Origin of the sequence: Prauserella cavernicola (assembly GCF_016595675.1) — a bacterium.
In the GTDB taxonomy this organism is placed as follows: Bacteria; Actinomycetota; Actinomycetes; order Mycobacteriales; family Pseudonocardiaceae; genus Prauserella_A; species Prauserella_A cavernicola.
The window spans coordinates 495,102-511,794 of record NZ_JAENJH010000004.1; the positions used below are offsets into that span (position 1 = coordinate 495,102).

The 16,693-nt window shown below is 72.2% G+C and carries 2 protein-coding genes; both read left to right on the forward strand.

Annotation, left to right across the window (positions count from 1 at the left end; translation table 11 throughout):
- Positions 1 to 6: 6 nt before the first annotated feature.
- A complete protein-coding gene (locus tag JHE00_RS19915; RefSeq protein WP_443678457.1) occupies positions 7 to 6,192 on the forward strand; it encodes an SDR family NAD(P)-dependent oxidoreductase in 6,186 nt (2,061 codons plus the stop codon).
- Positions 6,193 to 6,230: 38 nt separating this feature from the next.
- Entirely contained in the window at positions 6,231 to 16,634 is a 10,404-nt protein-coding gene (locus JHE00_RS19920) for a type I polyketide synthase (protein WP_200320191.1), read from the forward strand.
- The last annotated feature ends 59 nt before the right edge of the window (positions 16,635 to 16,693 follow it).

Sequence of the window (16,693 nt, forward strand, 5' to 3'; positions counted from 1 at the left end):
CAGCAACTGACCGGCGACGACAAGGCGCTCGACTACCTCAAGCGGGTCACCGCCGATCTGCACCGCGTGCGGAACCGCCTGGCCGAGGTCGAGGGAGCGGACCGCGAACCGCTGGCGATCGTCGGCATGGCCTGCCGGTATCCCGGTGGCATCGACTCCCCGGAACAGCTATGGCAGCTGCTCGACGGCGGCGGCGAGGCCATTTCCGAGTTCCCCACCGACCGCGGCTGGGATCTGGACGCGTTGTCCACCCCGGACGAGGCCGGCCGTACCGGGTCCGCCACGAGGTTCGGTGGGTTCCTGCACGATGCCCCGTTGTTCGACGCCGAGTTCTTCGGCATTTCGCCGCGGGAGGCGCTGGCGATGGACCCCCAGCAGCGGCTCCTGCTGGAGACCTCGTGGGAGGTCTTCGAGCGGGCAGGCGTGGATCCCTCGACGCTGCGGGGCTCCCGGACCGGGGTGTTCGTCGGGACTAGCGGCCAGGACTACGCGACGCTGCTGCTCGGCAAGCCCCGGCCCGAGGTCGAGGGGTACGTCGGCATCGGCAACGCGGCCAGCGTCGCGTCCGGCAGGCTGGCTTACACGTTCGGGTTCGAAGGGCCCGCGCTCACCGTGGACACCGCCTGCTCCTCGTCGCTGGTCGCGCTGCACCTGGCCGCCCAGTCGCTGCGCAAGGGCGAGTGCGAGCTGGCGCTGGCCTGCGGCGCGACGGTGATGTCCACCCCCAGCATCTTCACCGAGTTCAGCAAACAGCAGGGCCTGGCGGCGGACGGCCGCTGCAAGGCGTTCTCCGCGGCGGCCGACGGCACCGCCTGGGCCGAAGGCGTGGGTGTCCTGCTGCTGCAGCGGTTGAGCGACGCGGTGCGCGCGGGCAGGCGAGTGCTGGCCGTGGTCCGTGGCTCGGCGGTGAATCAGGACGGGGCGTCGAACGGGCTGACCGCGCCGAGTGGCCTCGCGCAGCAGAGCGTGATCCGCCAGGCGCTGGCGAACTCGGGGCTCGGTACCTCCGATGTCGACGTGCTCGAGGCGCACGGGACCGGTACGGCACTGGGTGATCCGATCGAGGCGGAGGCTCTGCTCGCCACCTACGGGCAGCACCGGGGCGAGAGCGCACCCGTGCTGCTGGGTTCGGTCAAGTCGAACATCGGCCACACCCAGGCCGCGGCCGGGGTGGCCGGCGTGATCAAGATGGTGCTCGCGATGCGCCATGGCGTCGTGCCGATGACGCTGCACGCGGACGAGCCGACGCCGCACGTGGACTGGACGGGCGGCGCAGTGGAGCTGGCGACCGAGTCCGCCGGCTGGCCGGACACGCAGCGACCTCGCCGGAGCGCGGTGTCGGCGTTCGGGGTCAGCGGGACCAACGCGCACGTCGTTCTGGAGCAGGCTCCCCCGGACGAGTCGGCGGAGGCGCCGCGGCTCGGTCTGGCCCAGCAGGGTGGTCCAGTGCTGTGGGCGCTGTCGGGGCATTCCGAAGCCGCTCTGCGGCGGCAGGCCCACACTCTTCTCGGCGCCGTGCCGAACACCGAAAGCGAGACCGGGGCCGTCGCACGGGCCCTGGCGGCGGGGCGCTCGGCGTTGCGTTTTCGCGCGCTCCTGCTCACGGACCCTGACCAGGCACCCGCCGGTCTCGCGGCGCTGGCCGAGGGCGAGGCCGACGACGACACCGTGGTGACCGGCGTGGCGCGGGAACCGGAAGGGGTCGTCTTCGTCTTTCCCGGCGAGGGTACGGAGCGGGTCGAAGCGGCGGCGGATCTGCTGAGGACCTCACCGGTCTTCGCCGACTCGATGGCCGAGTGCGCCACTGAGATGTCATCCTTTGTGGACTGGGATCCGCGCGAAGTGTTGTCGGATGAGGACGCGATGGCAACCCCCGCCGTCGCGCAGCCCGTCTCGTGGGCGGTGCAGATCTCGCTCGCCGCGTTGTGGCGCTCCGTCGGAGTGACGCCGTCGGCGACGCTGGGGTGTGCGCACGGCGAGATCGCCGCCGCCTGTGTGTCCGGTGCGCTGTCGCTGTCGGACGGCGCACGCCTTGTCGTGCTGCGCGGTGCCGCGGAGGCGGACGGGGACGCGCCGGACGACGGCCAACTCGGGGAAATCGTCATGACGACGGGCGAAGTGCCCTGGTACTCCACGGTTGACCTGTCCATAATGGATGAGGCCAAGGGGTCGGGGTACTGGGTCCGCAACCTGCGGGAGCCCGCCCGGTTCGCCGAGACGGTGCGGGCGTTGCCCGGTGCCGAGCGATCCGTGCTCGTGGAGATCGGCGGGTATCCGCTGCTCACCGACGCGGTGAGTGACGAGCTGGGGCAGGACTCCGTGGTGGCTGGGACAGTCCGTGACGCGGACGGGTTGCGCGGGTTCCTGAGATCTCTGGCGCAGCTGTGGGTGGCCGGGGTGGAGCTGGACTGGGCGGCAGTGCTCGGCGCCGGGCCCGGCGCCGAACTGCCGACCTATGCGTTCGACCGCAAGCGTTACTGGCTCTCGGCTGCCGGCGACGAACCCGCCGGGCTCGCGAGCGCCGGGCTCGTCGCGATCGGCCACCCGTTGCTGGCGGCCGGGGTCCGGCTCGCCGACGGCGGGATCGTGTGTACCGGGCGCATCTCGCGGGAGTCGCCCGCCTGGCTGGCCGAGCACGCCCTGCTCGGCGACGTGCTGGTCCCGGGCACGGCGCTGGTGGAGATGGCGCTGCGCGCCGGGCAGCTGGCGGGGTGCGAGAACCTCGAGGAACTGGTCATCGAGACGCCGCTGACCTTGCCCGCGGGCGTGTCCGCCGAGCTGCAGGTGACGATCGGGCCGGCCGACGAGTACGACCGCAGGCCGGTGCAGATCAGGTCCTCCGCGGACGGTGCCGAGCAGTGGGTCAGCCACGCGTCGGGCACCGTGGCAACCGAGGCGGGCTCTCCGGGGACCGAGCTGGCCCAGTGGCCGCCGGCGGGCGCCACCGCGATCTCCGTCGACGGGCTCTACGAATGGCTTGCGGCGCAGGGATACGAGTACGGTCCGGTGTTCCGTGGACTGAGCGCGCTGTGGCGTCGCGATGAGGAGATCTTCGCCGAGCTCGCCCTACCGGAGGCGGCCGGGGCCGCGCTGCACTGGCTGCACCCGGCGTTGCTCGACTCGGCTTTGCACGCCTCGGCGGCGCTCGCCTTCGCCGAGGGCGGTGAGATCGAACCCCGGCTGCCGTTCTCCTTCGCCGGCGTCCGCATCCACTCCACGGGCGCCGGCGTGGCCCGCGCACGGTTGGTGAGTGACGGCGATCGCGTGTCGGTCGACGTCGCCGACACCGCCGGTGAGCCGGTGGCCACCGTGTCGGCCCTGACGACCCGGCCCGTCGCGGCCTCGGATCTGGCCGCAGGCCGGGATACCACCCCGGATTCGCTGTATCGGCTGGACTGGAAACGGCTCCTGCTCGCCGAGAACGCCGAAGTACCGGACCACGCGGTCCTCGGCGCGGACGAGGCGCCATTCGCCAGCGTGGAAGAGCTGCTCGCCGCGGTGCGTGCGGGCCACTCGCTGCCCGGTTCCGTCCTGCTGCCCGTTCCGCGGGCCGACGGCGACGTGCCTGCGCGCACCCGTGCCGTCGTGCACGGTGTGCTGGCCGCGATCCGGGAATGGCTCGCTGCCGACGAAACCGTGGACAGCACGCTCGTGGTCGTGACCTGCCGTGGGGCGGCCGTGCTGCCCGGTGATGCCGTGGACGTGGCGCAGGCCGCCGCGCGTGGTCTGGTGCGGACCGCGTGCTCGGAAAACCCCGGCCGCGTCCGGCAGCTCGACGTCGAGGACCTCGCGCTCCTCTCGGAAACCGCGAAGTCGGTACTACGGACCGGCGAGGCCGAGGTCGCGGTACGCGACGGTGAAGCATTCGGCCCGCGGCTGGTCCGCGCGACGCAGGCGGAAAGCCTTGTCGCGCCCCCGGCACCGTGGAGTCTCGATCTGGACGGCAGCGGCACCCTCGAAGGCCTCGGCCTGGTGCCCTGTCCGCGAGCGGCCGAGCCGCTGACCGAAGGCCAGGTCCGGGTGTCCGTGCGGGCGACCGGGGTCAACTTCCGCGACGTGCTGCTCGCACTGGGCATGGTGTCGATGGCCCAGTCCTTCAGCGAGATCGACTACGGCGGCGAGGGCGCCGGCGTGGTCGTGGAGGTGGGGCCCGGGGTGACCGGGTTCGCTGTGGGAGATCGCGTGCTGGGCCTGATGTCCGCTTCGTACGCAGGCCCGGTGGCCATCGCCGACACCCGGGTGATCATCCCGCTCCCGGAGGGCTGGTCGTTCGCGGAAGGGGCGACCGTGCCCTCGGCATTCCTGACCGCCTACTACGCGCTGACCGACCTGGCCGGAGTCCAGCGAGGTGAATCGCTGCTCGTGCACGCGGCGGCGGGCGGCGTCGGCATGGCCGCCGTGCAGCTGGCGCGGCACTGGGGCGTCGATGTCTACGCCACCGCGAGCGAACCGAAGTGGCCGACCGTGCTGGCAGGCGGCGTGTCGCCGTCGCGGCTGGGCTCGTCGCGCACGCTGGAGTTCGCCGAGCGATTCCGGGCCGAGCGCGACGGCCGGGGCATCGACGTGGTGCTCAACAGCCTGGCGCGGGAGTTCGTGGACGCGTCGCTGAACCTGCTCGGGCCTGGCGGCAGGTTCATCGAGATGGGCAAGACCGACATCCGGTCGGCCGAGGACGTCGCGCGGGATTGGCCGGAGGTCCGCTATCGCGCGTTCGATCTCGGCGAGGCGGGTCCCGACCGAGTGCGCGAGATGTTCGCCGACCTGGCCGGGCTGTTCGGCGCGGGCGCGCTGACCCCGCTGCCGGTCACGGCGTGGGACACCCGCTGCGCACGCGACGCGTTCCGGCACCTGAGCAAGGCCCGGCACGTCGGCAAGGTCGTGCTGACCGCGCCGCCCGGGGCGCTCGACGGCACCGTGCTGATCACAGGCGGAACCGGCCTCATCGGCGGCGCAGTGGCACGCCACCTGGTCGCCGACCGTGGCGTGCGGGACCTGGTCCTCGTCGGTCGCAGCGGATCCGCCGCGGCCGGCGCCGACGAGCTCGCGGAGGAACTGCGGGCGCTGGGCGCGAGCGTCCGGATCGCCGCGTGTGACGTGTCCGACCGGGCGGCGCTGGCCGAACTGGTGGACGGCGTGCCGGACCTGTGCGGGGTGGTGCACGCGGCCGGGGTGCTTGACGACGGCGTGCTGTTCGCGCTGACCCCGGAACGCGTGGACACAGTCCTGCGCCCGAAGGCCGATGCCGCTTGGCATCTGCACGAGCTGACCCGTGGACGCGATCTCCGGCTGTTCGCGATGTTCTCGTCGGCGGCGGGGGTGTTCGGCGCGCCCGGCCAGGGCAACTACGCGGCGGCGAACGCGTTTCTCGACGCGCTGGCCCAGCATCGCCGTCGCGCCGGGCTGCCGGCTCAGTCGCTGGCGTGGGGCCTGTGGGCCGAGCGCAGCGGGCTGACGGCCGACCTTGAGGACGGAGGGGACAGGCTGGGCCGTCGCGGCGTCCGCCCACTGTCCACCACGGACGGTGTGGCGCTGTTCGGGGCGGTGCTCGACTCCGGCGAGACCTGCGCGGTACCGGTCGACCTGGACACCGAGGTGTTCCGCGGTGACGTACCGTCACTGCTGAGTTCGGTGGTGCGCGGTGGCGCCAAGCGCGCCGCTGCGTCGGCGCCGGCGACGACCGCCCGACTGCGACTGGACGGGCTCTCGCCCGAGGAGTGCGAGGACCGGTTGACCGAGGTCGTCCGGGTCCAGGCGGCCGCCGTGCTCGGGCAGGACGACCCGGCGGGGATCTCGGCGAGGCAGCAGTTCAAGGCGCACGGTTTCGACTCGCTGACCGCGATCGAGCTCCGCAACAGGCTCGCCGCCGCGACCGGGCTGACCCTGCCCGCGACGGTGATGTTCGACCATCCCACGCCGGGTCTCCTCGCCGCCTACCTACGCGACCGTCTGCAGCCGGAGGTCGACTCGTCCCAGCTCGCCGAGGCGGCGCTGGGTGAGCTGGAACGCGCTCTGAACGGCGTGGAGTCCGGGCACCCGGCGCGTTCGGGCCTCGCGGCTCGGCTCCGCACACTGGCCGAGAACTGGGCCGCCGAGATCGAGACCGTGCCCGCGGGCCCGGCCGGTGACGATCTGGCCACGGCCACCGACGACGAATTGTTCGCGCTCATGGACCGCAAGCCCTGGTCGAGCTGACCACCGCCGCCCGACCCCGGCAGATCGGAAGAGATCCCATGTCAACCCCGGAGAAGTCGAACGAGTCGTCCACCGAGGACCGGCTACGTGGCTACCTCAAGCAGGCCATCGGCGAGACCCGCGAGGCCCATGATCGGTTGCGCGCCGTTGAGGACGCCGCCCGCGAGCCGATCGCCGTGATCGGCATGAGCTGCCGGTTTCCGGGTGGGGTCAGTTCACCGGAGCAGCTGTGGGAGCTGGTTTCCCAGGGCCGGGCCGGGATGACCGACTTTCCCGACGATCGCGACTGGGATCTTGCCGAGCTCTACGATCCCGACGGCGACCGGCCGCGCAGCTCCTACGTCCGGCGTGGCGGGTTCATCGACGGCGCCCCGGATTTCGACGCCGGTTTCTTCGACATCTCCCCCCGCGAGGCACTCGCGATGGACCCGCAGCAGCGGCTGCTGCTGGAGGGCTCCTGGGAGGCGTTCGAGCGGTCGGGGATCGACCCGCACAGCCTGGCCGGTGGTGACACCGGGGTGTTCGTCGGTGGCGGGCTCTCCGGCTACGGCGCCGGAGTCCACGACGGACAGTCCGGCATCGAGGGCTATCTGTTGACCGGCAACGCATCCAGCGTCTTCTCCGGCCGGCTCGCCTACACCTACGGGCTGGAGGGCCCGGCCGTCACGGTGGACACCGCGTGCTCGTCCTCGCTGGTGGCGCTCCACCTCGCCGTGCAGTCGTTGCGACTGCGGGAGACGTCGCTGGCGCTGGCCGGCGGAGTCATGGTGATGACGACCCCCGCCGTCTTCACCGAGTTCAGCAAGCAGCGCGGGCTGGCGCCCGACGGCCTGTGCAAGGCGTTCTCCGCGACAGCGGACGGGACCGCGTGGAGTGAGGGCGTCGGACTGCTCGTGCTTGAGCGGCTCTCCGACGCCCGCCGCAACGGCAGGCGCATCCTCGGCCTCGTCCGGGGTAGTGCGGTGAACCAGGACGGTGCGTCGAACGGGCTGACCGCGCCGAACGGCCCGGCACAGCAGCGCGTGATCCGCAGTTGCCTCGACAACGCCGGACTGTCCACGTCAGACGTGGATGTGGTGGAGGCACACGGCACCGGAACCTCGCTGGGCGATCCGATCGAGGCACAGGCGCTGCTCGCCACCTACGGGCAGCACCGGAGCGAGGGCGCACCCGTGCTGCTGGGCTCGGTGAAGTCCAACATCGGGCACAGCCAGGCCGCGGCCGGGGTCGCCGGGATCATCAAGATGCTGCTCGCATTGCGGCACGGCGTCGTGCCGCCAACCCTGCACGTGACCGAGCCGAGCCCGCACGTGGACTGGGCATCCGGTGCGGTCGAGCTGGTCACCGAACCGGTTTCCTGGCCGGAGACCGGCCGGCCGAGGCGCGCGGCGGTGTCCGCGTTCGGCATCTCCGGCACCAACGCGCACGTCGTACTGGAGCAGGCCCCCGACCTCGAGCGCCCGGCCGCCGGCACCACGCGGCCCGTGCTCGGCCGGGCGGCCGTGCCGTGGCTGCTGTCCGCCAGGTCGGAGTCCGGGCTGGGTGCGCAAGCCGCCCGGCTCCGTGCGTTCGCCGGTCCGGACACCGACGTCGCGGCTGTCGCCACGGCGTTGTGCCGGACTCGGGCCGGGCTCGAGCACCGGGCGGTGCTGTTCGGCGCCGGCACCGCCGCGCTGCGGCACGAGGCGAACGCCCTCAGCGAAGGAATCGAGACCCCGGACACGATCCGCGGCAGGGCCAGGGAAGGGGCGCGTACGGCCTTCGTCTTCCCCGGTCAGGGCGCCCAGTGGGTGGGTATGGCGAGCGGGCTCGCAGCGAGCTCTCCGGTCTTCGCCGACTCGCTGAACGAATGTGCGGTCGCACTGGCCCAGCACGTCGACTGGGACCTGCTAGCGGTGCTGGACGACGAGGCGGCGCTGAACCGGGTCGACGTGGTCCAGCCGGCGTTGTGGGCGGTGATGGTGTCGCTCGCCCGGACCTGGCAGGCGATCGGGGTGACGCCGGACGTTGTGGTGGGGCACTCTCAGGGTGAGATTGCCGCCGCGTGTGTCGCCGGCTTGCTGTCCGTCGAAGACGGCGCCCGGCTGGTCGCGTTGCGCAGCAAGGCCATCGGCGCGGGTCTCGCGGGCCTCGGCGGCATGGTGTCCCTCGCGGCCTCCCCGCAGCGGTGCACGGAGCTGATGGCCGGCCGCGAGCAGCTGTGGATCGCGGCGACCAACGACGAGGAGGCGACCGTGCTCGCCGGTGCGCCCGAGTCGCTCGCCGAGCTCACCGCCGATGCCGTGCAAGCGGGACTGCGGGTCCGGACCCTTCCGGTCGACTACGCCTCGCACACGCCGCACGTCGAGCGCATCGAGGACGAGCTGCTGGCCTTGGCCGAGCCGATCATCCCCGGACGAGCAGCGATCCCGATGCTGTCGTCGGTCACGGTCGAGCCGCTCACGGCACCCGATGCCCGCTACTGGTACCGGAACCTGCGTGAGCAGGTGCGTTTCGCAGCGGCCATCACCGAGCTCGCGGGCCAGGGGGTCGACACGTTCGTCGAGATCAGCCCGCATTCGGTGCTCACCGGCGCCGTCGCGGAGCTGGCCGCTGCGGCGGGTGCGAAGGATGCCGTCGTGGTGGGCTCGCTGCGCCGGGACTCCGACGAGGTGACCACGCTGCTGCGATCGGCCGCGACCCTGTGGACGCGGGGTGTCGGGATCGACTGGTCAGCTCTGCTGCCCGCGGCGGAGCCGGCGGAGCTGCCGACCTACGCCTTCCGGCGACAGCGCTTCTGGCTGCGCGGCAAGGACGCGGTGAGCTCGCCCGTGGATCTCGGGCTCGACCTGGCGGGACACCCGGTTCTGGCGGCGTCGTCCGACATCGAGCCCGGCGGGCCGGCCCTGTTCACCGGGACGGTGTCGGTGCGCGCGCTGCCCTGGCTGGCCGACCACGCGGTGAACGGCGCAGTTCTGGTCCCCGGCACTGTCTTCGCCGACCTGATGCTGCGCGTCGCGCGCGACCGCGCCGAGGGAGTCGAAGAACTGACTCTGGAGGCGCCGCTGGTGATCGAGGGCGCTGCCGAGTACGCACTGCGGGTGCAGCTGACCGGGATCGACGAAAGCGGTTCCTGCTCGGCGACGATCCATTCCCGGCCCGTTGGCGCTTCCGGCGAGTGGACCCGGCATGCCCGCGCGGTTCTCGCTGCCTCCGCACCCGCCGCCCACGCCGGACCGCTGCCGGGGGTCTGGCCGCCCTCCGGCGCCGATGAGGTGGACCTGACCGGCTTTTACGACGCCCTGTACGAGGAAGGGCACGAGTACGGGCCCGCTTTCCAAGGCCTGCAACGGGTGTGGCGGAGCGGGGAAGAGGTCTTCGCCGAGGTCGCACTGCCCGCGGACCTCGAGCCGGAGGCCGGTTTCGTGGTCCACCCGGCTCTGTTCGACGCGGCGCTGCACGCGATCGGCTGCGGTGCTCTGCTCGATGCCGGTACGGTGCGGCTTCCCTTCGCGTGGACCGGTCTTCGTGGCCATCCATCGATCTCGCGCACAGCCCGGGTGTGGCTGCGCGCGGTCGGCGAGGACGCCGTCCGGGTGCGCATCACGGATGACGCGGGCGTGCCGATCGCCGAGGTGGACGAGCTGGTGCTGCGGCCACTGCGGGCAGGCCCGGCACTCGCTCCCGCGCGGTCGTTGCACGTCGTGCGCTGGGAGCGGGTCGCGGCCGCGGAAACGCCACCGGCCGACTTCGCGCGGCTGGACTGCGCCGATCTCGTGCCGGACGGCGAGAACGGGGCTGCCCGCGCTCGCACGCTGCTGACCGGTGTGCTCGAGCGGATCCAGGAATGGCTGAGCACGCGGGAGGACGCCGCCCCGCTGGCCGTGGTGACCCGGAACGCGGTCGCGGTGTACGACGGCGAGGACGTGGATCCCGCACAGACCGCCGTGCACGGGCTGCTGCGATCGGTGCAGAACGAGCATCCCGATCACTTCCTGCTGATCGACCTCGCCGACGGCGACGACGTGCTGGTGGCGCCCGCGGAACCGGAGATCGCCGTGCGCGACGGCGAGGCATTCGTGCCGGTGCTCGCGCGTGTGGAACCCGCCCTCGGGGCTGCCGCGCGGCCGAGCGGCGGACCCGTGTTGATCACGGGTGGTACGGGGGTGATCGGCTCGTCGATCGCGCGGCACCTCGTCACCGCGCACGGGGTCACCGACCTGGTGCTGGTGTCCCGTCGTGGCCCCGGAGCCCCCGGAGCGACGGCACTCGTTGAGGAGCTGCGTGCGGCCGGTGCCCAGGTCCGGGTCGAGAGCGGCGACGTCGCCGACCGCGAGGCCGTGGCGGAGCTACTGACCGGGATTCCCGGGTTGCGGGGCGTGGTGCACGCGGCAGGCGCGGTGGACGACGCCCTGTTCACCGCGCTGACCCCGCAGCGGCTGGAAGGCCTGCTCCGGTCCAAGGCCGACGCCGCATGGCATCTGCACGACCTGACCGGTGAGCTCGACCTCGAGCTGTTCGTGCTGTTCTCCTCCGCGGCGGGGGTGTTCGGCACGCCCGGTCAGTCCGGCTACGCGGCGGCCAACGCATTCCTCGACGGTCTCGCGCTGCATCGCCGGGCGGTCGGCTTGCCCGCGCAATCGCTTTCGTGGGGCCTGTGGGCCGAGGCGAGCGAGCTGACGGCCGGCCTCGCCGACGAACATCGGGCGCGGCTGGAGACGGCGGGTGTGCGGGAGCTGTCGACGGAGGAAGGACTCACGTTGTTCGACGGCGCACAGGCCGCCGAACACGCCCACCTGGTCCCGATCAGGCTGACCCGGGTCGCTTCGGATGGGCTGTTCCGTGGGCTGGCGGCGGCCGCGCCTCGGCGCGTGTCCGGCGACGGCTGGCAAGGACGTCTCGACGCGGCGCCGGCCGAAGAACGCGAACCGATGCTCGTCGAGCTGATCCGCGCGCAGGCGGCGCTGGTGCTCGGGCACGGCACCCCGGACGCGGTCGAGCCCGACCAGGCGTTCAAGGATCTCGGTTTCGATTCGCTGATGGCGGTCGAACTGCGCAACCGGCTCGGCAAGCTCAGCGGCCTCCGCCTGCCCGCGACCCTGGTTTTCGACTATCCCAGTGCCACGGCATTGGCTTCCTTCCTCGCCGCGGCGATGGTGGGCCACCCGCCGGTGACCGCCGAGCCTAAGCGCACCGTCGCCGTGGACGAACCGATCGCCATCGTCGGCATGAGCTGCCGGTTCCCGGGGGGCGTGCGCAGTCCCGGCGAACTGTGGGAGCTGCTCGCGGCGGGGGAAGAAGGCCTGAGCGAATTCCCCGCCGACCGCGGATGGAACCTGGCGGAACTGTTCGACCCGGACGGCGAGCGGCCGGGCAGCTCGTCGGTGGCCTGCGGCGGCTTTCTCGATCGCATCGGTGATTTCGACGCCGGTTTCTTCGGCATCTCCCCGCGTGAGGCGCTCGCGATGGATCCGCAGCACCGGCTACTACTGGAAGTCTCCTGGGAAGCCGTGGAAAACGCGGGCATCGACATGGCCTCGTTGCGGGGCAGCCGGACCGGCGTGTTCTCCGGGTTGATGTACCACGAGTACGCCGCCCGGTTGCGGACCGTCCCGGACAACGTCGCCGGTTTCCTCAGCAACGGCAACGCGGGCAGCGTCGCCACCGGCCGGATCGCCTACACCTTCGGGTTCGAAGGTCCCGCGGTGACCGTGGACACCGCGTGCTCGTCGTCGTTGGTGGCGCTGGACATGGCGGTATCGGCACTGCAACGGGGCGAATGCGACGCGGCACTGGCCGGTGGCGTCACCGCGGTCTCCACCCCCGGTATCTTCACCGAGTTCACGCGTCAGCGCGGGCTGGCCGTGGACGGCCGTTGCAAGGCGTTCGCGGACTCCGCCGACGGCATGGGTGTGTCCGAGGGTGCGGGCATGGTGCTGGTCGAACGGCTGTCGGACGCGCAGCGGCTGGGACACCGGATTCTCGCGGTAGTGCGGGGATCCGCCGTGAACCAGGACGGCGCGTCGAACGGGTTGACCGCACCCAACGGCCCGTCGCAGCAGCGGGTGATCACCGAGGCGCTCGCGAAGGCCGGCGTCCGGCCGCGCGACGTGGACGTCATCGAGGCGCACGGCACCGGCACGCCGCTGGGCGATCCGATCGAAGCGCAAGCCCTGCTGTCGATCTACGGTCAGGGCCGGGCCGAGGACCGTCCGGCACTGCTGGGTTCGGTGAAGTCGAACCTCGGGCACACCCAAGCGGCCGCCGGGATCGCCGGGGTGCTCAAGATGGTGCTCGCCATGCGCCACGGTGTCGTGCCGCGGACCCTGCACGTGGACCGGCCCACCACACAGGTGGACTGGACCACGGGTGCCGTGCGCCTGACCACCGAGGAGATCGCCTGGCCCGAGACCGGTCGCCCCCGGATGGCGGCGGTGTCCTCGTTCGGGATCAGTGGCACCAATGCCCATGTGCTCCTGGAACAGGGACCACCGATGCCGGTCGCCGAGCCCGGCGACGCCGGTGTGCTCGACGTGCGGCCCGGCGCGGTGGTGCCGTGGCTGCTGTCCGCGAAGTCGGCTTCCTCCCTGCGCCTGCACGGCGAGAAGTTCCGCGACTTTTCCCGGACCGCCCTCGACGTGGCCGAGGTGTCGGCCGCGACCATGCGGCCCCGCCCGGTGTTCGAGCAGCGCGCCGTGGTGCTGGCGTCCGATGTGGATGGATTCGCCCGTGAGCTGGACGAGCTGGCTAAGCAGCGCGAAAGTTCCGGGCTGGTCACCGGCGCCGCGCGGCGAGATCCGAAGGTGGCGTTCGTCTTCCCCGGCCAGGGTTCCCAATGGACCGGGATGGCGCTCGGGCTGCTGGACTCCTCGCCGGTGTTCGCCGAATCGATGAGGGAATGCGCCGCCGCGCTCGCGTCGTTCGCGGACTGGAACCTGTTCGAGGCGCTCGCTGACGAGACTTCCTTGCAGAGGGTGGAAATCGTCCAGCCCACGCTGTGGGCGGTACTGGTTTCGCTCGCCGCCGTATGGCGTGCCGCCGGTGTCGAACCGGACGTCGTGGTGGGGCACTCCCAGGGCGAGATCGCCGCGGCTTGCGTGGCGGGCGTGCTGTCGCGGGCCGAAGCAGCGCGAATCGTGGTGCGCCGCAGCGAGATCATCGCCGAACTGCTCGTCGGCCGGGGCGGAATGGCGACGATCACTGTGGACTCCGACCGGGCACGGGAACTGATCGAACGGCACGCCGAAGCGCCCGATGCGGTGTCGATCGCCGCGGTCAACGGCCCGGGCTCGGTGGTCCTCGCCGGCAGCACCGAGGCCATTCGGCAGGTCCTGGACGGCTGCGCCGCCGAGGACGTGCACGCCCGCGAGGTCGCGGTGGACTACCCGTCGCATTCGCCCGGGGTCGAGTCGGTTCGCGAACCCCTCGCCGCGGCACTGCGGGGGCTTGAGCCGAAGACGGCGGAAATCGCCTGGCACTCCACGGTTTCCGGTGCGCCGATGGCGGGCCCGGAAGCAGCTGCCGCCTACTGGTACCGCAACCTGCGGGAGCCGGTTCGGTTCGCGGACGTGGTGCGGGAGTTGCTCGCGCAAGGCGTGGACACTTTCGTCGAAGTCAGCCCGCATCCGGTGGTTTCGGCCGCCATCACCGACGCGGCACTCGGCACCGACGCCGTCGTCGTGGGTACGTTGCGGCGCAAGAAGGACGAGCGCACCGCACTGCTGCACGCGGCGGCCACCCTGTGGACGCACGGTGTCGGGTTGGACTGGCCCGCGCTCGTGCCCGGTCCGCTCGCGCCGGTGGACCTGCCGACCTACGCCTTCGACCGGGAACGGTTCTGGCTGGAGGCCACCGACGACGCCGCCGACCTGACCAGCGCGGGACTGGCCCGGACCGGGCATCCGTTGCTCGGTGCCGCCGTCGAACTGGCGGGTACCGGCTCGGTGGTGCTCTCCGGGCTGCTCGCCGCACCGTCGTGGTCGGAGGACCATCTCGTGCGGGGTGTCCCGGTGGTGCCTAGCGGCGTGCTCCTCGAGTGGGCCCTGCACGCTGCGGACCGCGCGGGTTTCGCGGGTCTCGCCGAGCTGGTCCACGAGGTTCCGCTGACGCTGGACACCGGTGCGCTGCGCGTGCAGGTCAGGGTCGGAGAACCCGATGAAACGGGTCGGCGCGAGGTGTTCGTGCACAGCCAGCCCGAGGCCGACGCCGACGCGCCGTGGATCCGGCATGCCCGAGGTGCGCAGGCAGCAGCCGGTCCCGACGCACCGGAACAGCTGGGGCCGTGGCCGCCCGAGGGCGCCAAGGAACTCGACGTCGATCAGGTCTACCGTGACCTGGCCGCGTCCGGGCACGAGCTCGGCCCGGCCTTCACCGGGCTGCGCGCGGCGTGGCGGCGGGACGGCGAAGTCTGCGCCGAGGTTGAGCCCTCCGACGAGGGCGCACTGCTCGAAAGCCTCTGGCACGCCTGGCAGCTGATCGGGGACGCGGTGACCCCAGTCCTGCCCTCGGCCTGGCGGGACGTGCGGGCATTCGCCACGGGCACGGGACCCCTGCGGGTCCGGCTGACCGCACTCGGCGAGGACACGGCACGGCTGGAGGCGTTCGACACCACGGGTTCCCCGGTGCTGAGCGTGGGCTCCGTCGAACTGCGCCCGTTGCGGGACGTCGTGCCGCGTTCGGCCGCGTCGGTCGCCGCGCGGTCCTTGTACGAGGTGCGCTGGGTCGCCGGCGCGGCGGTGGACCGGAAACTGGCCGTGTGGCAGGACGGGCCACCACCGGTCGAGGGCGCCGCGCTGCTCTGCGAGACGCCCGGCGGAGGGGAGGTGCCGGGCCAGGTCCGACAGGCGGTCGGCCACGTGCTGAGTCGCGTGCAGGAATGGCTGGCCGACGAACGAACCACTGAGGCGCCTCTGGTGATCGTGACAGGTTCCGGAGTCGCGGTCACGGGAGACGAGAAGGTGGATCCGGTGGCTGCGGCGGTACGCGGGATGGTGCGGTCGGCGCAGGCGGAACACCCGGACCGCCTCGTCCTGGTCGACTTCCCGTCGGTGCGGTGTGAGACGCCCGAGATCACCCTCCCGGTCGCGCCCGGCGAGCCCGAACTCGCGATCCGCGGCGAGCGTGCCTACGTGCCGCGCCTGGGCCGGGTCCCGGCGGACAGGGACGGCGCGGACGGCGACGCGAAGCAGTGGAACGGCACCGTCCTGGTCACCGGTGGTACGGGCGGGGTCGGCTCGGCCGTAGCCCGGCATCTGGTGACCGTGCACGGCGTGACCGAGCTGGTGCTCGCCGGTCGTCGGGGCGAGACGGCTCCCGGCGCGGCCGAACTCGCAGCCGAACTACGTGCGAGTGGCGCGCAGGTGAGGCTCGCCACCTGCGACGTCGCCGACCGGTCGGCGGTGGCCGACCTGCTGAGCACGATTCCGGAGCTGCGCGGTGTCGTCCACGCGGCAGGGGTGCTCGACGACGGGGTGCTCGCTTCGCTGTCCCCGGAACGGGTGGACGCGGTGCTCCGGCCGAAGGTCGACGCAGCCTGGCATCTACACGAACTCACGGGCGAGCTGGACCTGTTCGTGCTGTTCTCCTCCGCAGCCGGTGCGCTGGGCTCCGCGGGGCAGGCGAACTACGCCGCGGCGAACGCGTTCCTCGACGCCCTCGCGATGCGGCGACGGGAGTCCGGCCTGCCCGCGCACTCGCTGTCGTGGGGGCTGTGGGCCGAGGACAGCGAGCTGACCGCGACGCTTGGCGAGGTTGACCGGCGGCGGCTGAGCCGAGGCGGGATCCAGCCACTGGAGACCGCGGAAGGACTGGCACTGTTCGACCGCGCGGTGAGCGGGGGACGGGCACACACGGTGCCCGCTCGGCTGGACCTGTCCCGCCACGGCGAGCACGCGTCCCCGCTGTTCCGGGAGCTGGTTCGGACCACCCGGCGCGACACCGCCACCCGGTCGTTGCGCGAACGCGCGGTGTCCCTCGCCGGGGAGGAGCGGCTGCGACTGGTGGTCGAAGTCGTGCGTGAGCATTGCGCGGCCGTGCTCGGGCACCCGTCGACCGATGCCCTGCCGCCCTCGAGCCCGTTCGCCGACCTCGGTTTCGACTCGCTCACCGCGGTCGAGCTGCGGAACCGGCTTTCGGCCGTCACCGGGCTACGGCTGCCCACCACGCTGGTCTTCGACCAGCCGACACCGGAGGCTCTCGGCGAGCACCTGCTGGGGCTGCTGCTGCCCGAGCAGATCGAACGGGAGTCCTTCACCGAAGCGGTGGACCGGCTCGAGGAGGTGCTGGCCGAACCGAGGACCGACGAAGCGGCCGCCCGGGTCACCGCGCGGCTGGAGACGCTGCTCAGCCGGTGGCGTGAGCGGACGAGGACGGCCGAGGCCGAAACCGGGGACGCGGAGGACCTGGACACGGCGAGTGAGGAAGACATCCTGCGCTACATCGACGAAGAACTGGGCCTGAGCTGATGCCGGGCGGCGGATCGCAAGTCACAACAGGGGCTGCACATGGCTGAGAAGGACGAGGT

Bases quoted from the DNA above. Each gene is read 5' to 3' on its own strand.
- JHE00_RS19920 (WP_200320191.1), top strand. From the start codon at position 6,231: ATGTCAACCCCGGAGAAGTCGAACGAGTCGTCCACCGAGGACCGGCTA.